The sequence below is a fragment of the Deinococcus hopiensis KR-140 genome (assembly GCF_900176165.1).
Classification (GTDB): domain Bacteria; phylum Deinococcota; class Deinococci; order Deinococcales; family Deinococcaceae; genus Deinococcus; species Deinococcus hopiensis.
Window position 1 is genome coordinate 80,001 of record NZ_FWWU01000011.1, and the last position, 24,274, is coordinate 104,274.

Annotated in this window: 14 protein-coding genes; 8 read left to right on the forward strand and 6 right to left on the reverse strand. The window is 65.2% G+C overall.

What is annotated here, in order from left to right:
• Positions 1–239: 239 nt before the first annotated feature.
• From B9A95_RS30395 to xylF, 3 genes are all read right to left on the reverse strand, one after another.
• A complete protein-coding gene (locus B9A95_RS30395; protein WP_245808603.1) occupies positions 240–1,058 on the reverse strand; it encodes an ATP-binding cassette domain-containing protein in 819 nt (272 codons plus the stop codon).
• Entirely contained in the window at positions 1,055–2,278 is a 1,224-nt protein-coding gene (locus tag B9A95_RS30400; protein WP_084051328.1) for a sugar ABC transporter permease, read from the reverse strand. The genes B9A95_RS30395 and B9A95_RS30400 overlap by 4 nt, the downstream gene beginning before the upstream one ends.
• 72 nt (positions 2,279–2,350) lie before the next feature.
• Positions 2,351–3,397, reverse strand: coding sequence for a D-xylose ABC transporter substrate-binding protein (xylF, locus tag B9A95_RS30405; protein ID WP_084051329.1), 1,047 nt, complete (start codon positions 3,395–3,397; stop codon positions 2,351–2,353).
• Positions 3,398–3,862: 465 nt separating this feature from the next.
• Between xylF and B9A95_RS30410 the strand changes: the two genes are divergently transcribed.
• Positions 3,863–5,062 carry an ROK family transcriptional regulator gene (locus B9A95_RS30410; protein WP_084051330.1) on the forward strand — a complete coding sequence of 400 codons (1,200 nt, stop codon included), beginning with the start codon at positions 3,863–3,865 and terminating at the stop codon, positions 5,060–5,062.
• Positions 5,063–6,064: 1,002 nt separating this feature from the next.
• Here the strand turns inward: B9A95_RS30410 and B9A95_RS30415 are convergent.
• From B9A95_RS30415 to B9A95_RS30425, 3 genes are all read right to left on the reverse strand, one after another.
• Entirely contained in the window at positions 6,065–7,957 is a 1,893-nt protein-coding gene (locus B9A95_RS30415) for an MDR family MFS transporter (protein ID WP_139807175.1), read from the reverse strand.
• Positions 7,954–8,469 carry a MarR family winged helix-turn-helix transcriptional regulator gene (locus tag B9A95_RS30420; RefSeq protein ID WP_084051331.1) on the reverse strand — a complete coding sequence of 172 codons (516 nt, stop codon included), beginning with the start codon at positions 8,467–8,469 and terminating at the stop codon, positions 7,954–7,956. The genes B9A95_RS30415 and B9A95_RS30420 overlap by 4 nt, the downstream gene beginning before the upstream one ends.
• 724 nt (positions 8,470–9,193) lie before the next feature.
• Entirely contained in the window at positions 9,194–9,940 is a 747-nt protein-coding gene (locus B9A95_RS30425) for a DUF4386 domain-containing protein (protein WP_084051332.1), read from the reverse strand.
• Between the two features lie 128 nt (positions 9,941–10,068).
• On the opposite strand from B9A95_RS30425, the gene B9A95_RS30430 reads away from it, so the two are divergent.
• From B9A95_RS30430 to B9A95_RS36485, 7 genes are all read left to right on the forward strand, one after another.
• Positions 10,069–10,749, forward strand: coding sequence for a TetR/AcrR family transcriptional regulator C-terminal domain-containing protein (locus tag B9A95_RS30430; protein ID WP_084051333.1), 681 nt, complete (start codon positions 10,069–10,071; stop codon positions 10,747–10,749).
• A 935-nt stretch (positions 10,750–11,684) separates the two neighbouring features.
• The gene (locus tag B9A95_RS30435; RefSeq protein ID WP_084051334.1) at positions 11,685–13,217 is read left to right on the forward strand and encodes a sensor domain-containing diguanylate cyclase; all 1,533 of its coding nucleotides are present in this window, start codon (positions 11,685–11,687) and stop codon (positions 13,215–13,217) included.
• A 424-nt stretch (positions 13,218–13,641) separates the two neighbouring features.
• On the forward strand, positions 13,642–14,091 hold the full coding sequence (locus tag B9A95_RS30440; protein WP_170928879.1) for a MarR family winged helix-turn-helix transcriptional regulator: 450 nt from the start codon (positions 13,642–13,644) through the stop codon (positions 14,089–14,091).
• A complete protein-coding gene (locus B9A95_RS30445; protein ID WP_084051336.1) occupies positions 14,088–15,650 on the forward strand; it encodes an MDR family MFS transporter in 1,563 nt (520 codons plus the stop codon). Before B9A95_RS30440 ends, B9A95_RS30445 begins: the two co-directional genes overlap by 4 nt.
• Positions 15,651–16,289: 639 nt before the next feature.
• Complete coding sequence (locus tag B9A95_RS30450; protein ID WP_084051337.1) at positions 16,290–19,679, forward strand: ATP-binding protein; 3,390 nt, start codon at positions 16,290–16,292, stop codon at positions 19,677–19,679.
• A 432-nt stretch (positions 19,680–20,111) separates the two neighbouring features.
• Complete coding sequence (locus tag B9A95_RS30455) at positions 20,112–21,407, forward strand: hypothetical protein (protein ID WP_084051338.1); 1,296 nt, start codon at positions 20,112–20,114, stop codon at positions 21,405–21,407.
• A partial coding sequence (locus B9A95_RS36485) for a PKD domain-containing protein (RefSeq protein ID WP_139807176.1) occupies positions 21,404–24,274 on the forward strand: 2,871 nt, incomplete at its 3' end. The genes B9A95_RS30455 and B9A95_RS36485, both read left to right, overlap by 4 nt.

The window sequence follows — 24,274 nt, forward strand, 5'->3', positions numbered from 1 at the left end:
AACGTTGTGGATTCAGGCGATTGCGAGGGGCCGTGTGTAGGGCATCTTTGCCCTCTCCCGGAGGGCGGTGTTTCCGAATCCAGCATGCGCGGGTGCATTTGGGACTCGGGTACGGTCCGCGGGAGAGGCGTAGAACATGTTCTCCAGCTGCGCGCGCCATTGACCATGTGCGGTACGCTCTTCGCGCAGCTCAGGCGAAGTGGCATCAGGACAGAGTGCTTGGCCCCCATAGCGGCGTTTCAAGCCGGCCCAGACGCCTCTGCCCCGCGCAGCGCACGTGGGAGCTTGCCCGCAATAATCATCTCCAGCGCTTCGTCCGGTGTAACCTCGTGCTTGGGGACGGTACCCACCACCCGGCCGTTTTTCATGACCGTCAGGCGGTCGGCGAGGTCAAATACGTCGTGCAAGTCGTGACTGATCAGAAAAATACCGACGCCCTCCCGCTTGAGCGCCATAACAAGCTCATTGACCTGTTGCGTTTCCTGGGGCCCCAGCGCCGCCGTGGGTTCATCCATGATCAGCACGCGCGCCTTGAAATACACGGCGCGGCTGATGGCGATGCTCTGCCGCTGTCCGCCTGAAAAGCCAATTACCGGCTGCTTGAGGTTGCGGACATTCACCACGCCCAGGCGGTCCAGAAGTTTACGCGCTTCGAGCTCCATGGCGTCCTCATCCAGGGTGCCGCCGCGCATCAATTCCCGCCCAAGGAAGATGTTGGCGGGCACGTCGAGATTGTCGGCCAGCGCGAGCGTCTGGTAGATGGTCTCGATTCCCAGGCGCTGGGCGTCCCTGGGGCCGTGCAGCCGTACAGGCTCGCCACCCATCAGAATCTGTCCCTCGTCGGCGGTGTAGGCCCCGGCCAGGATTTTGATGAGCGTACTTTTCCCTGCCCCGTTGTGTCCGAGAAGGCCCACGACCTCGCCCGGATAGAGATCCACCGTGACGTTTTCCAGGGCATGAACACCCCCGAAGCGCTTGCTGATGTTGCGCATCTCGATGATCGGTTGCTGGGGACGCTCCTCCAGGTGTTCCTGGGGTCTTGAAAAAGCCCCGGTCACGGCGCACTCCGTCGGCGGTACAGGGTGTCGAGCGTAACGGCCAGGACCAGCACGAGGCCCTGCACAACGTTTTGCACGGCGCTGGACAGATCGATCAGCAACATGCCATTGATCAGGCTGCTCATAAACAGCGCACCCAGGAACGCGCCAGGAATACTTCCGGTACCCCCACTGAGGCTCGTCCCGCCAATTACCGCGGCCGCAATAACGCTGAGTTCGGCCAGGGTGCCCGTCGAGTTCGTCCCTGCGTTCAGGCGGGCGGTCTGGACAGCGCCCGCGAGCGCCGCGAGCAGGCCCATCACGGAAAACACCATCACGGTCAGGCGCGCGGTGTTGATGCCCGCCAGACGGGCGGCCTCGGGATTTCCACCATACGCGTAGACATACCGTCCGAAGCGCGTTGCGCGCACCACCCACATCATCAGGGCCGTAACCCCCAGCATGATCAGGACGGGGACGGGCATGCCGCGCGGCAGGCCGGTGCGCGGATCGGGGTACCCCACCATAATCAGGATGAAGCCGATAATGAGGGCGACGCTGCACGCCGTGACCAGCCCCTGGAGCCACGGATCACGCTGGGTAAGGCCGCTGCGTGCCCGACGGCGGTAATTGCGGAGGTCTCCTACGATCACGGCCGCTGCCAGGGCAAGGCCCACGGCCCAACTCCACGGCCCACCGATCGACCCGCCCAACCCGCCGCCGAACACCTGAAAGCTGTCGGTGAGGGGCGCGACCGTCTGCCCAGAGGTCAGGATCCAGGCAAAGCCCCGCCAGACCAGGAGGCCTCCCAGCGTAACGATAAACGCCGGAATGCCCAGGTAGGCGATCCACGCTCCCTGGAGCGCACCGATGATTCCGCCCATCAGGAGACCTGCGAGCAGCGTCAGCCAACCGCTCCAGGTGCCGTCCGGCAGTATCCGGGCGTTGAGGACAGCCATAAACATGCCTGTGACTCCAAGGACGGAACCGACGGACAGGTCAATGTGCCGCATCACGATGACCAGCACCATCCCACCGACCATGACGCCAACGGAGGAGGTCTGAACGGACAAGTTCCACAGGTTACGGGCACTCAGGAAGGTGCCGCCAGTGAGCAGGTGAAAGGCGAGCCACACGGCCGCGGTGGCGAGCAGCAGGGAAACGAGGCGGCCGTCGAGCTGAAGCCGGTGAAGGAGACCTGGGCGCGCCGCGAGGTGCCCCGAGGTGAGTGGGCGTTGCATGGAGTCCTCCGGAAAACATCAGGGGCACACCGTCAGACCCATGGGCGAGGCCTGACGGTGCGGAAGTGGTCGTCAGCGGCAGGCAGCGGGGGCAGAAGCGCCGGACACGCCCTGGCAGACCTCGGCTTTGGTGGCCCATTTGGCGCTGATGATCTGGTTGAGGTTCGCCCGCGTAATTACCGTGGGCTTGAGCAGAATGCTGCTTACGCTGACCTTCTTCGGCCCGCCGTTAAACGGCGTGGCTCCCTTGATGGCGTTCGGCTTCGTGCCACCCGCGAGCTGCACGGCGATACGGGCGGCCTCGGTTGCCAGGACGCGGGCGTCTTTCCAGACGGTGCCGGTCTGAAGACCACGCGCGATGCGGTTCAGGGCGGCCTTGTCCGCGTCCTGACCGGAGACCGGGACCCTTCCGGCAAGACCGACGGACGCGAGCGCCGCCACGGTGCCGCCCGCGGTGCCGTCGTTGCTGGCTACCACGGCGTCGACCTTGTTGCGGTTGGCCGTCAGGATCTGTTCCATGTTGTTCTGAGCGACCTCAGGCTTCCAGCCTTCGGTGTACTGCTCGCCCACTTTCTTGATCTTTCCCGTTTTGATGGCTGGCCCAAGAACGTCCATCTGCCCAGCAAACAGCAGGTCCGCGTTTGGGTCGCTGGGACTGCCCTTGATAAAAGCGAAGTTACCGGACTTTTTAACATTGTAGATCATCTGCGCCTGAAGACGCCCGACCTCGCGGTTGTTGAAGGAGAGGTAGAAAACGCTGGGGTCCTCAATCAGGCGGTCATAGGCGATGACGGGAATCCCCTCGGCCTTGGCGCGGCTGATGGCGGGCAAGATGGCCTCGTTGTCCTGCGCCAACACGATCAGGACGTTTGCGCCGCGGGTAATGAGGCTCTCGATGTCCGAGATCTGCTTTTCGTTGTTGCTCTGCGCGTCCGCACTGATGTATTTCGCTCCCAGTTTGGTCAGCTGCGCCTTCATCGCCGTCTCGTCGGTCTTCCAGCGTTCCTCCTGAAAATTCGACCAGCTGACACCGACGGTAACCGACTTCTGGGCGGCGGCGCTGGAGGCGAGGGAGACGGTGGTGGCGAGGACGAGGGCGGCCGTGCTGAATCTCTTCATACGTTCCTCCGGGATGACTCCGCCCCTGCCCGACTGGAAGGTCAGCAGCGGTATCCATTAGTTAAACTTTATTAACTAATTCGAGAGTAAGCGCCTCAACCGGAAAAAGTCAAGGGGAGCCCTAGACGATCCAGGCGGGACTTCTTCGGGTTCATATGTGGAAAACCAAACAAGTATTTCCGGTTCCTATGGATTTGAGGGGTATATTGGTTCATCCGTTTAACTTTCTGTGCGCTCTGGCAGAAGGCAGACGGGAGGAACGGCCCGTGTGGGCCACCACCTCCTGCGGCATACAGGGGGTGAACTGCGAGCGCGGCCAGTGGCCCTGTCATTCGGCCACGCTGCCCACCTCTCCTGGGTAGGGCTTCGGCGGGCGTGCAAATCTCCGCTATACAGAACGGGACATGCCGCTTCCAAGACCGCTGGAGCTCCGCCACTTTCGCGTCCGCCTGAAAGGATAGGCCCATGACCTTATCGCCCCTTCACCACCGCGCCGGAGACCAGGGGTTTCTCAAACAGCTCAATCGGTCGGCCATCCTGGAAATGGTTCGCCGAGAACCTGGCATTTCCAGGGCCGACCTCGCCCTACGAACCCAGTTGACCAAGGCCGCCGTCGGCATGATGGTGCAGGAACTGCTGGAACAGGGTTGGCTGATCGAAGGCGGTTGGCAGCAGGGAAGCGTTGGACGTCCGGGGCGCGCCCTCCACCTCAATGAGGGGCGGCACGCGCTGCTGGGCGCGGAAGTCGGGGTACAGGGCCTGCGGCTCGTCGGCTGCACGCTGACGGGTCAAATCCTGACCCACCGCGCCGTCATGGTTCCCTCAACCACACCCGAAGCCACTGCACAGGCCCTTGCCAGCCTCCTCCGGGAATTGCTGCGCCGGCCTGAGCTCTCGGGACGTGAGATCCTGGGACTGGGTGTGGCGGTTCCGGGACCGGTGGCGCTCCACGAGCCGACCCTCCTGTTTGCTCCGAACCTGGGTTGGCGAGACGTGCCTTTTCTGTCCTTGCTGAAGCCGCTTCTTCCCGATCTGGGCGGATTCTGGCTGCTCGAGAACGAGGCGAAAGCCGCCGCCTTCGGTGAGGTCTACTTTTCCGAACGGGAGGAGCCGGAACTGCTCGCCTATATCAGTCTGGGAACGGGGATCGGCAGCGGCCTGATGCTGGGGACGCCCGTTCCCCATCTGTTGCGGGGAACCCAGGGCCTGGCCGGCGAGATCGGGCATTCGGTATTGCAGGCGTCAGGACTGTACTGCCACTGCGGCAACCGGGGATGTGCCGAAACGCTGGTGAGCGGTTGGGCCATCCGCGCGGCCCTGGGCATTCCCCCCGGCCTTCTGCTCGAAGACGCGCTGGAAGCGCGCTTGCAGGACGTAGACGTGCAGGTCACCCTTCAGCGGGCAGGTGAAGCGCTGGGAATGCTCCTGACGAATCTGCACCACACCTTCAATCCCAGCGATATCGTGATTGGAGGTGCCTTGACCCGTTTGGGCGGCGCCCTTCTCCAACCCGCACTGACCTTCTTCGAAAAGCATCAGCGGCACCTGTATGCGTCGGCGGCTCCCGTTCGGCTGCACGTCCGCACGGACAGCACCTATATTCCCGCACGGGGAGCAGCGGCGCAGGTGCTCTCCAAAGTCCTCCATCACCCGGTCGTCCCCTAAGGCCACTTCCATCCGCACTTCAGGGTACTGGCGCAGAGGGGAACGGGCAGCCCACTTCCGGCTCACCCTCTGCGCCTTCCGGGCAGTCAGTCGGTGTCGCGCCAGTCGCGCTCTCCACAGCGGCTTGGGCGGCTTTACCGTTGTCCCAACGGGGCCACGGGACAGGCTTGGCGGGGGAGTTGATCGGGGGTTCGCCGCAAGCCGGCGCTCACAGCTGCTGTCCTCTGGGCAAACATAAGTTCAATGGACCTGAAGTCTGGGTCGTCAGGTGGAAGAAACGCGAGGTCGCAGCCTTTGGCCTTCATGGGCGTGCGTATGGACGCCCGGTGAAGAGGCGTTGTCCATCTCAATGGGGCTCGTCCTGGGGGCGGCTGCCACCACTTTGGAAAGCCCTCAACGGAAAGCAAGGCCATGTTCTGTGCGCTCCGGCGTCAGGGTGTCGGGTGACAGGTAGAGGCGGAGCAACGGCCATGCGGACCTCCAGCCCTCCGCTTATGTGGACGGTTCCTCGCGGTCCGTCCGTACCCTGGTGCGGATTCCACGGGTCTCGTCTGGCGAACGGGCGTTGTCAAGCAGGTGACTCCGGAGCGGAGCCCCACGGGATATTCGTATCCGTCACCCTGCTGAGCTGACCTGCCTGGGCGAGATTGGTGGGGCCACCCGACGTGGTTGCGGGAGGGGCGTTCACGGTAGAGCGGATGTTTCGGAGGCCTGGTGCCCGTCCTGTACGGCTTTGCGCCGACCCCGCACCTCCAGTCGTTTCCATCAGGAAGGCGGCTCCTGTGGCGGGGCGCTCGCTGGTCCGTTTGCGCGCTGCTCCCGAAGAGTTTCAGCCGCACGGCAAGGTCAACGGCGTCCTGATGGGCAGCACTGATGTGGACGGGAACAAAATGGAGTTGGTTTTACCCCCTTGTGCGGGCCAGTCACTCTGGCCCGCACAAGGGGGTAAAACCTCTACTCCGGGTTGAGAAGTCGTCCTGATCCTGGTGGGAGTTTTGGAAACTAATCCACCGCAGCTGGAGTCACGCCTGAACCGGGCCGGCGCAGTTCCAGGCGGCGATCAGGGAGAAACAGCACGGCGAGCAGCGCCAGAAGAATCACAAAGATGCCGAAACGGTAGATGCGCGCGATGCTGTTGGCAAAGCTGACCTTCACGGCGCGCCCCACTTTGTCAAGCGTGGTGTCCGTCTGCTGGAGCGCCTGGGCCTGCGCTGTATCAAGGCCCGTACGCAACCGGGTCAGGATCTGCGTCTGCCCCTGGGGGCTCTGCACGGCCTGGTTTGGTATGTTGGCCAGGCCTGTACGTAACGGGGCGGGAACCTGCGGACTGTTCTTGAGGGCCGCGAACTGTGCGGGGTCACCGCTGCGTATAGCCTGCTCGATCCCCGCGTACTGCTGGGCAAAGGACTGCCGGATCCCCTGTTCGGCCTGGCGTTTGACCGCCTCGAGGTCAAAGCCCTGACCACCCTGGCCGCCCGACGCCGTGCCCTGTTGAAATTTTGCGATCTGTGCCTGGAGCTGGGGTGGAGCGGTGCGGGCCACCTCGGCGAAGTTCTGCTTGAACTGCGTACTCAAGGTACTCGTCAGCACGGTGCCAAAAATGGCGACGCCGATGGTGCTGCCCAACTGCTGAAAGAACGTCCCCGCGGATGTCGCCACGCCAATCTGATACGGCTGAACCGCGTTTTGCACGGCAAGGTTGAACAGCGCGACCGACGGACCCAGCCCAACACCAACCAAAACCATGCGCGCCGCCAACAGCGGGTAAGAGGTGTCGGCATTGATGGTCGACAACCACCAGAAGGCGAGGGTGGCCAGCGCGAACGCGCCCACCAGCAATTTCTTGTACCGACCGATGCGCGACGCGATCAGGCCAGAACTCTGCGCCCCAAGAATGAAACCGAAGGTCAGGGGGATGGTGGCCGTACCCGCACCCGTCGCGCTGAATCCCTTGACGTTGACCAGGTACAGCGTGGTGAACAGAACTGCACCCAGGAAACCGGCACCCATGAGGAAGCGCGCGATCATGACCCACGTGAACGTGGGAAGCTTGAAGAGCGAGAGGGATACGATCGGGCTGGGATGACGCGCTTCCCAGAAGATGAAGGCCACCAGGGCCGCAGCGGACAAGGCAAAAAGACCCAGGACGGTGGCGCTGGTCCAGGCGTAGTTGCCGTCTGCTCCCCAGGTCAGGGCCAGCAACAACGGGACAGTGAAAATCACGATCAGCGCTGCGCCGACGTAATCGATAATGGCCTTCAGCCCGCTCGCCAGTCGGGGCATCTTGGCGGTAATAAAGGCGATGGCAATGAGGCCGAGCGGGAGGTTGACGTAGAAGACCCAGCGCCAGCTGAGACCGTCGGTCAGAAATCCGCCCAACAGCGGCCCAACGACGCTGGAAAGTCCAAACACGGCACCAAAGAGCCCCTGGTATTTCGCACGGTCCCGGGGTTCAAAAATGTCCGCAACGATGGCGAAGGCGACGGTGGCAAGGGCGGCGGCACCAATGCCCTGCACGCCCCGGAACACGACAAGTTGCATCATGCCGCCGCCAAACAGGCCGCCGAGAAACGGTTCACCGGAGAGGCCACACAGGGCAGAACCCAGCAGGAAGACGGCAATGCCAACCAGCAAAATGGGCTTACGCCCGTAGAGATCTGAAAGCTTCCCGTAGATGGGGACCATGGCGCAGCTGGTCAGCAGGTACGCTGTGGTCACCCAGGAGTACAGCGGCAGTCCATTGAGTTCCTGCGTGATGCGGGGGAGCGCGGTAGAGACGATGGTCTGGTCGAGGGCGCTCAGGAACAGGCCGAGGAGTACCCCCACGATGATGAACTGCTTGGTACGGAGGTCCAGCGTCTCTGCGTAATTGATGTGTTGTTGGGCTTGGGTCATTCGTCGTCCTGGGAAGTGTCTTGAGCGTGAGGGTGAAACGTGCAGGGGCGCGAGAGGAGGGCCTCCCTCAAGATGCGGGTGCATGACTGAAGCCGGTCCAGCGTTTCAGTCGGCGCGTGGAGGAGCAGCTGCGCGTAAGCCTTGGCCGTCGCGGCCTCCAGGCGGTCGAGCAAGGCAAGGCCCGAAGGTGCCAGGGCAATGTTTTTCTGGCGTCGGTTGAGGGGATTTTCCGAGCGGTCAATCAGTCCCCTCTGTACGAGCCGTTCGGTCAGGTGGCTTGTGGCAGGCAGGGAAAGGCGAATGGCTTTCGCGGCCTCCGATAACGACTGCACGGGCTGCGCGCGTAAATAGAAGAGCAGGCCGATCTGCTGGTGAGACAGTTCAAGTCGCTCCATCTCCTCCAGCATTTCGACGCGAATCAGAGGACTGGCGAAGGAGTGGAAGAGTTCGAAATCCCACCCCAGTTGCTGTGCCAGCTCGTACTTGGGATCGTTTGCTCCTGTAGGGGTCATATTTTGAACCCTAGAACACTTCTATTTTTAGAAGTGCTTGACAGGCCACAGTTTTCGATGGGGTCTGGTGGATGGCCCCGTGCTCCTGAGCGCGCTGAAAGCCGCCGGGGAAGGTTTTGGCCTCAGTCGGGCAGGGCGCTGTGGAGCCTGAAGGTGGGAAACGGCTCCGCCACGCTGGCCTGCGCGACCCGAAACGCGACTGGCAGCTGAACGGAAGCCGCCGTCAGCCGCTGGGGACCGGACGCGCACGTGTCCGGTTCGGGCTTGCACGCTCTTGTTGCCCTGCGCCACCTTGCAGAGTGCTGGCTGCTGCACGCGGTGCTGAAGGCGGACATACACAGGACCCGCGGCGGTGGAGCGGCGCTTTGGCCATGGGAGTCCAGGCGCACGGTCAGGGATGAACGCTCTGCTGCGAACCGCTGGGAACGCCGTGTATGAAGTGATGGTCCGCGCGGTGGGGCGCCACTGGGACGGCCGCACACCCTGGGTCTTTTCAGACGCACTTTGAAGACCACGGGATGGGGCCGATGACGCTGAAGCCTTCTCTGAACACGTTCCAGTGGCAAAAGAAGGCTTCAAGCAGAAAAAGCGAAGTGGTGGCCAGCGCCGAGAGCGTATGTCAACGTGCAGTTTTTGACTGGTCCCGGCGAACGAAATCCGCATGGGGAGAATGGGGAGCCGTGGGGGCTGCCCTTCCACGCGCGGCGCCATTCGGACAAAGGCGCTAGGCGGCCTGGAGTGTGCTTGGCCCGGCGCGTCTGGCCCGCTTGCCGTAGGTGATCAGCCAGGCGCACAGCGAGAGTTCTGAAGCCGTGGCGGGCAGGGCGACGCAGGCCTTGAGGACCGCGGCATAGTCGGCGTAGTTGGGCAGGAGCACGGTGGCAAAGGCGTCGATGAGGTACGCAGCCCCGGCGAGGATCAGCAGCGCGCCAATCCAGCGGGGGGCAGCGCCGGAGCGCACGATCAACCCGCCGAGCACCGCGAGGTGAAAGGCGAAGAACGTCAGCCCGATCTGCCAGCCGAACGCGTACATGTCCAGAAACGCTGCCGCGAGTTGGTCTGAGTGGCCGCTGGGTGGGAAGCCGTCACCGGTGGCGAGGCGCAAGGCGAGAAGCTGACCGAGGGTCGCGGTAGCGAAGACGGCGGCGTAGACCACGCGGTTGGTTGCTGCCAACAGGGCGAGTCCTCGCCCGGCGTGCTGGAAGACCTGGTACAGGGCCACGCCGACAACGACGTCGAGCAGGGCGACGATCAGGTTGGAGGCGATGCCGGCCCGAAAAAGCGGTTCGGAGGTGCGCAGGCGGCCCAGCGTCGCTGCAAAGTCGTGCGGGTCGATCAGGCGAGAACGGACAAGGAACTCTGCGGAGAGGGCGAGGGCCGCCATGAGCATCAGGGCCAGCCCAGCTGTAAGTGCCGGGGCCGAAGGCGAGGAAGGACGGGTTGAATCTTGGTCAGGCGAGGCGACAGTCACGGTGAGTCTCCTGGAGGTGGGGAAGAGGCATCAGGGAAAAAGAATGCCGCCGCGGTTTACGGTGTAAGCTTAGGCTTACAGTGTAAACTTGTCAAGTCAGCCTTTGGCCCCCACCTCAGGAGCACACCATGACTGTCCCAGACCTCCCGAACTCCGAACCCCGAATCCCACTCACGCGCGAGCGCATCCTCCGGGCCGCCCTTGATCTGGCCGATCTGCATGGCCTCGAAGCGCTCAGCATGCGCCGACTCGGCCAGGCGCTCGGCGTCGAGGCGATGTCGCTCTACAAACACATCAAGGACAAAGACGCCCTGATCGACGGCCTGATCGACCTCGTCATCGCCGAGATCGACGTGCCTCAGGGCGCCCATGACTGGAAAGACGCGATGCGCCGGCGCGCAATCTCGGCACACCAGGCGCTGCTGCGCCACCGCTGGGCCTGCTCCCTGATGGGCTCGCGGGTCAACATTGGACCCGCCATGCTGAGCTACCTCGACCGGACGTTCGCCTGGCTACGCCGCGGCGGCTTTACCGTCGAGCAGACCCTTGACGCGTGGCACGCGCTCGATGGCCACATCTACGGCTTTACCCTCCAGCAGCTCAACCTTCCCTTCGCGCCGGAAGAGGCGGCGCAGATGGCCGCAGCCGGAGTGGAGCTTATTCCCGCCGACCATTACCCGCACTTCCACGCAGTCGTGACCGAGATTGTGAAGATGGGCGGACGCGTGGAACGCTTCGAATTCGGCCTTGATCTGATCCTCGGCGGTCTGGAGCGTCTCCTCAGCGCCTCCGGGCAATTACACCGCTAAGCGCACGTCGTCCAGGAAAGGCACCACCGTCACGGTCTTCAGTGGGCCATATCGGTCAGCGTCATGCCCCAGAGGCGGGGCCGGTCCAGTGACCGCAGGGGTGGCGCAGGGCGTGAGCCGATACGGCCGTTGAGGCCCTCTCGAAGCGGCGGCAAACTCCTGGTCATCCCTGCGCTGCATACCGAGGTGGCCGGTCTCCATAGGCCGCGGGGCAGTTCTCGCCCTGATCAGGGGGGGCCGGGCGCCGGTGTACCCGAAGGGTTCGCCGCCCCATCGCCTGGCTGGAAAGCTCGAACTGTCGAGGTGGATGCTGCTCACCGGGCGACGTTATTGATGCCTGGACGCCGGCACTTTCGGCCCTGAACGGCTGTAACACGCTGGAGCTTTTTCGGGTGGGCAGCGCTTGTGACGCGCGCCGCCGTCAGCGGAGCCGGCACAACTGCCCCCGGCGCCACCTGCTGTGAATGACCACCCCGTGGGTTCTGGTATGGACCGCGCTGGCTTTCCCGGGGAAGGGCCGGATGCAGAGCAGCGAGGAGCGGGCGCAGAGGCTGGAGCAGGGAGGGGCGACGGTCTTTGCCTTTCTGGTGAGCGGCAGGGACTGGGGTCCGAATGGAAGGCGAAGGGATGTGCGCCCGCAGCTGCGCGCCTCAAAACGTTTGGGACTCCTGCACTCGGAAGCACGGCGTTCCGACGTCCCAAGCCGCTCCTGCTGTAGGCGTACCGGGGGGTCTCCACGGCCGGCTGGGGGAGCGGTGGGGGACCGGGACGCTGGGACCCACGGTCAGCGGAGGCCCGCCCTACGCCCGCATGACCTGGTCGGTGCCCAGCACAAACCCGGTGTACGTGAAGCGCACTGCGCTCAACCGTCCGGACGCGGTCAAACAAATGCGAGACGTATGAGAATTCTCAGCTGAATTTTTTACACTGCAGCTATGCCCGGAGCGCCTGTCCCGCCTGATGAAGCTGCGCGCCTGCTTGATCTGGCGCAATATCACGTCCTCGATACGGCCCGTGAGGAAGTTTTTGACCGTGTAACCCGCCTCGCTGCCCGCTTCCTTCGCGTCCCAGTGGCGGTGATCAACTTCATTGATGTCGACCGGCAATGGGGGAAAGCCATGGTGGGTCTCGGCGATTCAGAGGCGCCCCGCCAGCACTCTTTCTGCGCGTGGACCATCCTGGAAGACACGCCCTTCGTCGTGCCCAACGCACCCGCTGATCCACGTTTCGCAGACAATCCCATGGTTGTGGGGGAACCCCACATTCATATGTACGCCGGTGCCCCGCTGATTACCCCTCGGGGTCACCGCATCGGTACCCTGTGTATCACGGACGACAAGCCGCATCCACTCGATGAAGAGGACCTCCGCGCCCTTCAAGACCTTGCGGCGATGGCCATCAACGAGTTGGAATTGCGCAGCCACGTGCTGCAGATGCAGCAGCAGATCAGTACCCAGGCAGACCAGGCCGAGGACCTGCGCCGGAGCTTGGCGCACGCCAGAACGTTGGAAGCTGTTCACGACCTGATGGACTTGCCACTTACGCCGGAAGAGGCGGCCCGGGAAGCCGCCGGCCTCATCGGGCAGGCGATTCGTGCGGACTGGACGGGGCTGATTGTCTTCGAGAACGGTCGACCCTGTACGCAGCGGGTGTATGGACAGCCGGAGCTCCACCCGGTCCTGTTTGACCTGGCCGAGCACCTCAATATGGCGGGGCACAGCGTCACCCACATCATGGAGGGGCTCACCGAGCCGTTTTACCTCGATACGTACCGTGAACATCCCAGCGCGCTCCCCAAGGTTGTTGAGGCAGGGTTGCAGGCGGCCGCCTGGGTTCCCCTGGGGACCTGGGAGGGAAAGACGTTCTTGATGCTGACTCTGCGGGTAAATCAGGAGCGGGAACTGCCCTGGCGCGACAGCGACCGCACGCTTCTGGAAGCGGCGGGGCGGAGCGTGCGCGCAGCGTTTCACGAACGGGTGATCTGGAATGCGACCGCCCGGGCGGCAAGGCAAGACGCCCTCACCGGAGCGCTGAACCGCCGGGCCTTTGATGAAGACCTCGAGCAGTATCAGCGGTCACGAGAGGCGTTCACGGTGGCCCTGATGGACCTCGATGGGTTCAAGGCCCTGAACGATACTGAGGGGCATGCGCAGGGCGACAAGGTGCTTGGCCTGTTCGCACAGGCCCTGCAGGCCGAAGTGGGGAACCGGGGTGGAGTGTACCGGCTGGGTGGAGACGAGTTCGTGCTCCTGCTGCCAGGCGTTTACGCGGATGACGAGGTAAACCGGATGGTGGAGGGAGCGGTGTCCGCAGCGCAGCAGGGGGCGACCGGCCGGATTGGTGCCAGTGTGGGGGTGGCGCACAACCTGGAGGCGGGCCAAGCTGCCGCAGTCACAGAACTGGCGGACGCGCGCATGTACGGGGCCAAGCGCCGCCGCACATCCGCACGAAAGCTCTCCGTGGAGTAAGCCGAAGAATTCGCAGTCCTGCCAGCCGTTGGGACGCACCACCCAACGCGCCGCGCAGGCCGTAACCCAAACGGTGCGGGCGGGCAGAGGCACGGAGTCCGGGAACCGCTCTCCCCGCGCCCAGATGCCCCGGACGACTTTCCGTTCTGACCAGCAGCAGGGCGTCCCCGGTGAGGGACACGGTCGGTCGGGTGAAGGCCCGCATCCTCCTGGAGGCGTGACCGGCGGCGTCACTGGTGGTGCCGGGTCGCCGGCACCACCAGGTCCGCGTTGATGTCCCTGGCCAGCACGAAGGCTTTTTCGAAGAGAGGCGGGCCGCCCTTCGCGCTGGGAATTTTGCGGTAGAGCGGGGCGGAGCACGCTTGAGCACAGGTTGCTTATTTCATTTGAAAATGTTCCGAATGGAAATGTTAAGATGCCAGGCGTGAACGCGTCACCCACCTTGGACCCCCTGGCATTTATGCGCCGCGTTGGGCGCCTCTACCGCCTCCTGCACGAAACCATCCACCCTGACCTCGAGCGCGCCCTCGGCTTACAACCAAAAGAAGTTCAGGTTCTCGCCGCGGTCGCCGACGGCCACCACTCCCCCACAGTCATCAGCCGGCGCGTCGGCGCGCCCGCACCCTCCACGAGCAGGTTCATCGACCAGCTTGTTACCTCCGGCCTCCTTGAGCGCCACGCCCATCCTGGCGACCTCCGCCGTTTCCAGCTGCGTTTAACGCCTCAGGGCGAAGCGACGCTGCGAGAAGCGCGGACCCTCGCCCGCACCGCCCTGACGCGGCGCTTTGAGGCCATTCCACCCGCCGACCTCGAAGGGGCCGAACAGAGCCTGATGGTGCTGGAGGGTCACTTCAACCCGGGAGAAGACCTGTGACGCCGCGCGAGAAAATGCTCGCTTTCGCTGGCGTCCTCGTCGTCTTGTTCCTCTCTTCTCTCAACACCACCGTCGTCGGCACGGCCCTGCCGCGGATCATCGCAGAACTTGGCGGCCTCAACCTGTACACCTGGGCGTTCACGGGATTTACCCTGGCGCAGACGGTCAGCATTCCCATCTACGGAAAACTCAGCGACATGTATGGCCGCAAGCCGATCTTGCTCATCGGCATTCTCCTCTTCTCCGCGGGTTCTGTCCTGGGCGGCTTCAGCCAAAGCATGGGGGAACTCATCGCTTTTCGCGCCTTGCAAGGCCTCGGCGGTGGCGCACTGATGAGTATGGCCTTCGCCACCATCGGTGACATTTTCACGCCCCTCGAGCGCGGCAAGTACCAGGGATTCACGGGAGCTGTCTTCGGGGTATCCAGCGTCGTTGGTCCGCTTGTCGGCGGTCTCCTGACCGATCACCTTTCGTGGCGCAGCGTGTTCTTCGTGAACATCCCCTTCGCGGTCCTCGCCTTCTTCGTGATCACCCGCTACCTGCGCGTTCCCCTCACGCCCCGCCCGGCGCGGGTGGATTACCTCGGTGCGCTCCTGCTCATCGCCACGACCGTGCCCCTGATGGTGGCGCTGACCTGGGCGGGCACCACCTATGCCTGGACGTCGGTGCAGGTGCTTGGCCTGCTGGTCGGTGCGGCCGTCATGCTCACGGCCTTCATCGTGCGGCAGGCCAAATCCAGCAGTCCGATCCTGGAGCTCGGCCTGTTTCGCAACCCCACCTTTACCATCTCGAACGTCGCCGGGTTCCTGAGCATGGCCGGCATGTACGGGGCCATCCTGTACCTGCCGCTCTACATGCAGGCGGTAAAAGGCGCTTCCGCAACAAATTCCGGGTTGACCCTTTCGCCCCTCATGCTTGGCCTGATCCTGACCAGCACCACAGCGGGGCTCGCCGTTTCCCGCACTGGCCGCTACAAGCCATTTATCCTCGCGGGTCTGTTCACCATGACCGTCGCCATGTTTCTCGGCCATCTCATCACGCCCACCACCTCCGCACTCCTGGTGACCGGCCTGATGGTGATGCTGGGCCTCGGGCTCGGCCCAACCAACAGTCTCTTTACGCTCGCCGTGCAAAATGCGCTTCCCCGCGAGAAGCTTGGCGTGGCAACGTCGGTCAACCAATTTTTCCGCAACATGGGCGGTACGATCGGCGCTGCCGTGTTTGGAACCATTCAAAGCGTCAACCTGCATGCCGTTCAACTCCCCGCCGTCGCCCATACCTTTCCGCCTGCCCTGCGGCAAGCCGTGACCAATCCGAATGTCCTGACGAGTCCCGAGGCGTTGGAGAAGGTCCAGGGAGCCGTCACGCATCTGGCCGGGCAGACGGTGTTCGGTCAGATTCTGCTGGCCTTACGTGCGTCTCTGACAAATGCTGTAACCGAAGTGTTCCTGCTGGCGAGCGTGCTTGCCGGACTGGGGTTTCTCGTCACGCTCGCCCTGCCCAATACGCAACTCGAAGTCGCCCGTCAGTCCACACCGTCCGGACCTGTCAGGGAGTAGCGAAGCGGGCCCAGGTGCAGGTCGGCACTGCTGCGCCCCGTGCGTCAAAAGAGCCAGCATGTGGCCCTGCATGAAAGGCTTGCCCCACCACGCTTTAATGAACCGGTGGGGCAAGCCAAAGAAGTGTGCGCCCCAGTCCGGCACAGCCAGTGGACAGCGCCGCCGAGGTTGAGGGCGGCCGCGCTGTTTTACTCGGACCGTTCATTCCCTTTTGAAATGCCGCGCGACGTGCAGGGACGTTCGGGTACCGGGCCTCTTCAAGTCCGGGTGCATCTCTGGAGTCGTCCAGGCACTTTTCGTGGAGCGGTTGGGCCGGTCTCACTGGCAGGGCTCCACGGCGTGATGGGGCAGCGCCGAGAGGAAGCGCCCAGCGTGCTCTGAACCGTAGCCACGCGGGCTTTCGGGCGTTGGTCGCTGGCTCCCGGGACCCCATCGCGGCCGGACCCGGTCAGGAAGGCGAGGACGGCCCGGTCCACGTCTGCGTCTGGCTCCTCTGCCGCCTGGATATCCCCCGGACCACCTGGACCCTGAACCAGCGCGCCTGCAGGGGGGTGCCCAGGACGCAAACTCACCCGCCTTGCCCGCACGGCCATATTTGGTGGTTCCTGAACATTTTCAAAGTGCAGCTAGAGTGGAGCGGTGCTCCCCTCCGTACCTGCCGTCACCCTGAACCTCCTGGGAACGCCGTCCCTCGTGGTGGGGGGCCGGGTCCGGCTATTGGAGCGCAAGGCGGCGGGCGTCCTGGCGTATGTGTGCCTCGAAGGCCAGGTGACGCGGGAGCGGGTGGCGGGGCTGCTCTGGCCAAGCGTGCCGAACCACTCGGCGCGCAACAACCTGCGTCAGGTGTTGTGGCGACTGCGCTCCTACGGCGACCTGGTGGTGGGCGAGCCGCTGCTGGCGCTGGCGGCGCACGTTCATGCGGATGTGACGGCCTCCCTGCTGGCCGCGTCTGCGTTGCCGGCGTCCGGGCCAGCAGGCCTGGGGGAGCCTGACCTGGAACAACCCGGCTGGGAGGGCGAACTGCTGGCGGGAAAGGATTTTAGCGATTGCCCAGCGTTCGAGGAGTGGCTCCTCGCCGAGCGCGAACGTTTCAGGGCGCTGCGCCGCGACGCCCTGTGGCAGCGATGCCGCGCCGATCAGGCGGCGGGCGACCTGGGCGGCGCCCTGCGGCGCGCGGCGCGCCTGCTCGAACTCGATCCGCTGTCCGAACCAGCATACCGGTTGATCATGACCCTCCACGTGGGCAGGGGAGACCGCGCCGCCGCGCTGGAGGCATTTTACGCGTGTCGGGAGACCCTGCGGCGGGAACTGGGCGTGTCTCCCACACCGGAAACGCTGGCGCTGGCGGACGGGATCCGGTCGGCCAGCGGGGTGGACACGCCGGGTCTGCCCACTGCCCCCACCTGGCAGCCTCCCCTGGTGGGCCGCGAGGCCGAATGGACACGGCTGAACGCGGCCCTGGACGCCGGGCAGAACGTCATCGTGAGTGGCCCGCCCGGCGTGGGCAAGACGCGGCTGCTGCGCGAGGTCCTGCGCGCGCGGGGACCTGTGCTGTGCCTGGCGTCACGCCCAAATGATGAGGCGGTGCCTTACCTGGCGCTGGGGCGGCTGGCCCGGCAGCTCCTGAAGGCGTACGAGGATGCCAAGGTGCTGGGCCTGGCGTCGACACCGGAACCGCTGGAGGACTGGGTCCGTGTGGGGGCCGCGCACCTGCTGCCGGACCTGTGGTCCGAAGAACCGGGAACGGAGCCACTCCGCTCTCCGGCGGCGCAGCGGCGCTTCCTGGAAGCGGTGACCCGGCTGGTCACTTCCCTGTTGCCGCTGGCCCTCGCCACACAGGCGGGAAGCGGCTTTGGCGGACCGGGCAGCCTCATGTTCGATGATGACCAGTGGATGGACGAGGCGAGTTGGGAAGCCTGGATGTTTGTCTTCTCGCAACCCGAGTGGCGGTCGCTGGGCGTGCAGGTGGGCATGACGTTCCGGCAGGGTGAACTCCCCTTTGCGCGGCTGAAGACGGTTGCGCGGCTGGTGGAGGGTCGGGCCGCACTCACCATTGAGCTCCAACCTCTGCGTGAAGCGGGCGTCCAGGCCCTGACGTCCGCGTTTCTGGAGCGGCAGGAACCCGGGCCGGTGGCGGCGTCCTTGGTGGGCGCGTTGTGGCGGCACACGGGGGGAAATCCACTGTTTGTCCTGGAGACGCTGCGCAGCCTGATAGACGTTGGCAGGCTACCGGGCCATGGAGAGGAACTGAGGGCCCTCCCGGTGCCCCCGCAACTGGAACCGCTGCTCTACCGCCGCCTGGAGGGTGTTCCGGCGTCAGCACTGCGCCTGGCCCGCGTGGCCGCGGTGGCTGGTTCGGAATTTGATGCGGAGCTGGCGGCGTACGTCATGGACCTTCATCCCCTGGACCTCGTACAGCCCTGGGCAGAACTGGAAGCGGCGCAGATTATGAGCGGTTCGCGCTTTGCGCACGATCTGATCGCGCAGGCAGCCCTCCGGAGCGTGCCGCTTCCCGTACGCGCACTCCTGCACGCCAGAATAGCGGCACACCTGCAAAGCCGGACCGACACCCACCCAAAGAGGGCTGCACCTGAGCACCTGGCGCTTCACTGGGAAGCTGCGGGTCAACCCAACAGCGCCGCGCCGCACTGGGTGAAGGCCGGTTGGGTTGCGCTCAGCCGCGGCGCCTGGTCGGACGCCGCCTGGGATTTCCGCCGCGCCGTGATTGCCGGTGATTCAGCGCGGGAAAGTGTCCTCGAGGCGCAATACGGCCTTGGAATGGCCCTGCGTGGTCAGGACCCAGCGCAAGCGGAACAGGCGTTTCAGGCCGTACTGCTTTCCACACCGGGGATTCGCCGGCAGGTGGAGACTCACGCGGCCCTCGCAGAACTGTACCGGCTGTGTGGTCGACTGGAAGACGCCCTCACGCAAATCGTCCGGGCGACCGAGCTGGCGCGGGGGCACCTCACCGAACCCGAGCAGGCGGACTTGTGCCGCGCGCAGTTCGCCATTCATCTCCGCGCCGGGCAGTACGCGGCAGCGGAAAAGACGATTCTCACGGCGCAAGCGCTGGCACCCTGGCGCGCAGAGATCACGAATGAGCACGCACTGCTGCTGTGGATGGCCGGCCGGTTCAGTGAGGCGGCCCAGTTGTATGAGCGCTTTCAGGTCCCTGCCACACGCGGGGGGCAGCCCCCGGTCCCCGCGTGGTACGCCGGGAACCTGGGCTGGACATACTGGGCGCTGGGCCGGCTCGCGGAAGCCGAAGCGGTCCTCGCGCTCCCATTCAATTCCCCAGCCTCCCCATTCGATCTGGGGGTGCGGCAGGTGCATCAGGCGACCGTATCGATCAGCCAGGGCCGCTACCGCAAGGCCCTGGCTGAACTGGACGCGGCGGAGCCATCCCTCCGTGCCTACCCTCCGCACCTGCTGGACCTGCAACATCGGCGCGGCTTACTGGCCCTGTATGCCGGGCGTTATGAAGAGGCGGCCGCACTGCTGTCCCAAGCGGTGAGCACGGCCCAGCACGTGGGTGATCCTGTCCGGCTCTCGCTGGCGCTCAGCGGCCTCACGTCCACGTACGCCTTTTTGAAGCGGCGGGCCGAAGCAGAACAGTGGAGCGGGCACGTGCGTGCACTCGCCGTCCACGTTCAGGTGCCGCTCACGCAGGTGGCGGCCAACCACGCTCTGGCGCTGGTGGCCAGCCTCGGAGGCGAGGACGTGCAGGCCGCTGCCCTGGCAGACGCGGCCGTCAGGCAGTCCCGGACATCCCAGATGAGCGAACTGCTGGCGCGGAGCCTGCTGTTGCGGGCGCGGTTCGGCAATGGCGTGGATGCCAGAGCCGACTTGCTGGAGGCCGCAGGACTGGCTGAAGAGGCAGGGATCCTGGACGTGCACTATCAGGCGGCCCGCGCCCTCTCCGCCGCTGATCCAGCGTGGCGCACGCCAGCCACGCGGCTCTACCGGCAGTTGTTCTCCCTGGCTCCTCCTGACTTTCTCGGTGCTGTCGAGCCTCCTCTTACCGCATAACGCTTCGATAACGCCGTTGCGTCTAGAGTGTTTATGTGAGACCCCCTTGCTTTTTTTGAAGGCAAATTTATTTTCACAAATTGACCCCAGGAGGCCAGGGTGAGGGCGGTCGTCCACCGCTCCTCCCTCTGCTCCATGTCCTGGCCTTAACACACGTGAACACGCCCCGGCCCTCCCCGCAGCCACGCCCCGCAGAAGCACGCAAAAGAGGCACAACGTATGAGGAAGGTGGACCCAGCAAGGCGCCCCGTCGTGGGGCGTTACACCGCAGCATGGACGGGAAATCCGGAACAGCCCTCCGGAGGACCGGCGGTTTGGAACGACGCTCTATTCCCTCTACCACACTCCTGTGGGCCGGTTGAGGGCAAGCGAACGCCCCGGTCTTCCAAACAGCGCTGGACCAGGCTCGCGGGTGCGCGGGTGGTCCCGCACGTGTGCGGTGCGCTCCCACTCGCGCTGGGCATGGCTGGCCTCGCCCACGCCGAGGGAAGTCTTCAGGTGCGCTTCTACAGCGTTCCACCGCCGCTTGAATGGCTGGACAGCGTGAGCGTCTCCGGTCATTACCAGACCTCACCGGGTCCGAGCTCCACTGTCCTTGACCTGAGTGCCGAACGCAGCCTCATGAATTTTGGGGTGCGTTATAACCGCCCGCACCATGCCTTTCAGGCCGCCGGTCGCCGCAGTGCTGACGTTGCCGCTGGGCGCACGGATACCAGCGCCACTGTGGTCTACACGTTTGTGCCGCAAGCACCGCCCGAAGGCCTGACCGTGACCTCCGCCACCGTTCTTTACACCCTGTCCAGCAGTCAGACCCCAACCTACGGCTACCAGAGTCACACCGCCGGAGTCGGGGTGGGGGTGCGGTTGAGCCGTGAATTGAATCTCACCACCAACGCGACCGCTACCGCCGTTTTGCTGCCTGCGCTGGGCGACCCAATCTGGAGCAGCAGCGTTTCCGGCGCCCTGACCTACGCGCGCGGCGGCACCGTTGCGTACCTGGTGCCCGGCTTCAGCGTTCAAGCGGGTGTGGCCCGCTTGAACGTCACCAGTGGGGCGAGCCTCCGGCTTCGCCCTGACCTGAGCGCCAGCGGCGCCGCCTCCTGGTCGGCAGGTGCGGCACCCAGTGCCAACGCTGCCCTGACCTACGTCAGGGGTCCGTGGCAGGTCAGTGGCACCGCTGCCACCAGCGGAACGGGCCTCTCGCTCGGTGCGGGGGCGCGCGTCACCCTGCCCCAGCAGTTGGCCCTCGGCACGGCCGTCTCCGTCATTCCGGCCACGCGCACACCGGTCTATAGCGCCGATATCAGCAAGCAGGTCGGCGGCGTGCGCGTCGGCGCGTCGGCGACACTCACGGCACCACCTCAGGCGGCGCCTGCCCTCACCCTGCAGACTTCTATCGTGGGTCAGCAAAAGCCCTGGCAGGGCGGGGTAAATGTCTCCTACAGCCGCACTGGCGACCGGAGTGGTGGGAATGCCAGCGGCACCCTCGCGTATAACAGCGGCCAGTTTGGTGCGCAACTGGCCCTGGGCCTGAACCTGAGCAGCGCGGCAACTGGCCCCTCCCTCCTGACTGGAAGGGGAGACCTCACGCTGAATTACGCCGTCACCTCGCGGCTGGATGCCAGCGCCAGCGCCCGCTATGAGCGGTCGACGGCCACCACCGCCGCGGCCTCGTACCGCTACGGCCTGGGCCTGGGCTACCGCTTTCTCCCCAAGGAGTCCCCATGACCCCCCCCCACCCCACCCTTCCCAGGAAAGTGCGGAACAAGGCGCGCCGGTGGCCTGCACCGCTGCTGTTCCTGCTCGCCAGCGTGGCCGGCGCGCAGGCATACACGCCGCCCGGAACCCTGACGTACACGCCCACCGTCCAGGCGGGGACCCCCTTTACCATCAGCTTCAACGGTGTTCCCGCCGACACCACATACACGCTGTGTTGGGAGGGCGAGAACCCGGGCGGCCCCTGCGACACCTTTGGCAACCCTGGAGGACAGACTCCCACCGTCACCCTGTCGCACGTGTACTCGGTTCCTGGCCGCCCCAGCCCCATTATTAGTGAGGTGCAGCCCACGGCTGCTCGGAACGCCCAGGTGCTGTCGGACGTCACCGTCACGGCCCCCAATCCGGTCCTCACGGTCACCCCCGCGAACGCCTCCATCTACCAGTCCGTCCGCGCCGACGCCAGCGCGCTGGACCCCACCCTCACCTACACCGTGGACTGGGGCGACGGGACCGCCGACCCCCTCACGGGCACCGCGACCGCGCAGGACCTGCATACCTACAGGCAGCCGGGCACGTATACCGTCACGCTCTCGACCCCTGGACTCACGCCAGCCACCGCCGCCGTGACGGTCAAGGTACCCACCCCTACCCTCGCGGCACAGGGCAGCGGCCTGAGCGCCACGATCACCCTTGGCAACCTCCTGGGTGACTACGAGTACAGCATCGACTGGGACGATGGCAGCACCGAACCCTTCACCGCCCAGGGCGACCCCGCTCCACAACTGGTCCACCCCTACAGCCAACCGGGGACCTACACCATTCGGGTCACCCCACGAAACGGCACGCCCGTGACCACCACCGTCATCCTGTCGTACCCGGCGCCCATCCTGACCCTGACTCCCAGTTCCGCGGCGGTCTCCCAGGTGGTGACCGCCGAGCTCAGCGGCCTGAACGCTGGCCTGAACACCACCCTGGACTGGGGCGACGGCACCGCCGAGACCCTCACGGGTACGGCCACCGCCCAGAAGACGCACACGTACGCGCAGCCCGGAAACTACACCGTGCTGGTGACAAGTTCGGGCACCACGCCTGTGAGTTCCAACGTCACCGTGACCCTTCCCGCGCCCACCGCTTCCACGGCGGCCAGCGGCCTGACCGCCACCCTGGCCCTGGGCAACCTCGTCGGGAACTCCACCTACCGCATTGACTGGGGCGACAGCACCGCCGAACCGCTGACCGCCAGCGGCGCGGCGGAGCAGCGGACACACCCCTACAGCCAACCTGGGACCTACACCATTCGGGTCACCCCCGAGGGCGGCACACCCGTGAGCGCCACGGTGACGCTGGCAGTGCCGGACGCCGTCCTGTCTGTCCTGCCCGCCAGTGTGCCGGCAGGACAGACGGTGACCGCCGATCTGTCCCGCCTCACCCCCACCCTGACCTACACGCTGGACTGGGGTGACGGCGCCACCGCGTCCATCACGGGCGGTCCCACTGCTCAGAAGACGCACGCGTACACGCAGCCTGGCCCCTTTACCGTGACGCTCAGCTCACCGGGAACCACTCCAGTGGTCGCCACCGTGACGGCAACGGTCCCCACCCCAACCGCCACGGCAACAGCAAGTGGCCTGACCGCCACCCTGAATCTGGGCGACCTGCTGAGCGGACACGCGTACAGCGTCGCCTGGGGAGACGGAACGACAGAACCGCTCACGCCTACCACGCCCACGGCGCAACTGAGTCACGCCTACAGCCAGCCCGGTACCTTCACGGTTCAGGTCACGCCGCAGGGCAGCGCTCCGGTCACGACGCCCGTCACAGTGAACGCGCCGAACTCCGTGCTAACGGTGACACCGAGCGCTCCTCTAATTCGCCAGACGGTCACGGCGAACCTGAGCTCCCTGGTTCCCGCCCTGACCTATACGCTCGACTGGGGAGACGGCACCACCGAAACCATCACCGGCAGTCCCACTGCTCAAAAGACGCACACCTATAGCACTCCCGGTACCTACGCCGTCTCCGTCAGTGCGCCCGGAACGGCCCCCGCGGCCACGCCGGTCACGGTTGGCGTTTCCGCCCCGACGGCCACCGGAACGGTAAGCGGATTGACGGCTTCCCTGAATCTGGGGAACCTGCTCGGGGATTACAGCTACACGGTGGACTGGGGAGACGGAACGACCGAGCCCCTGACGGCCACCGCTGCGACCGCGACCCTGAGTCACGCCTACAGCCAGCCCGGCACCTTCACGGTTCAGGTCACGCCCAGGGGCAGCACGCCCGTGACGACGCCCGTCACAGTGAACGCGCCGAACTCCGTGCTGACGGTCACGCCGAGCGCTCCCCTGATTCGCCAGACGGTCACGGCGAACCTGAGCTCCCTGGTTCCCGCCCTGACGTATACGCTCGACTGGGGAGACGGCACCACCGAAACCATCACTGGCAGCACTGCCACCCAGAAAACGCACACCTACAGCGCTCCCGGTCCCTACACGGTCACCCTCAATGCGCCCAACACCACGCCCGCGGCCACCACCGTCACCGTCGGCGTGGGAACGCCGACGGCCACCGGAACGGTAAGCGGATTGACGGCTTCCCTGAATCTGGGGAACCTGCTCGGGGATTACAGCTACACGGTGGACTGGGGAGACGGAACGACCGAGCCCCTGACGGCCACCGCTGCGACCGCGACCCTGAGTCACGCCTACAGCCAGCCCGGCACCTTCACGGTTCAGGTCACGCCCAGGGGCAGCACGCCCGTGACGACGCCCGTCACAGTGAACGCGCCGAACTCCGTGCTGACGGTCACGCCGAGCGCTCCCCTGATTCGTCAGACGGTCACAGCGAACCTGACGGCCCTGGTTCCCGCCCTGACGTAT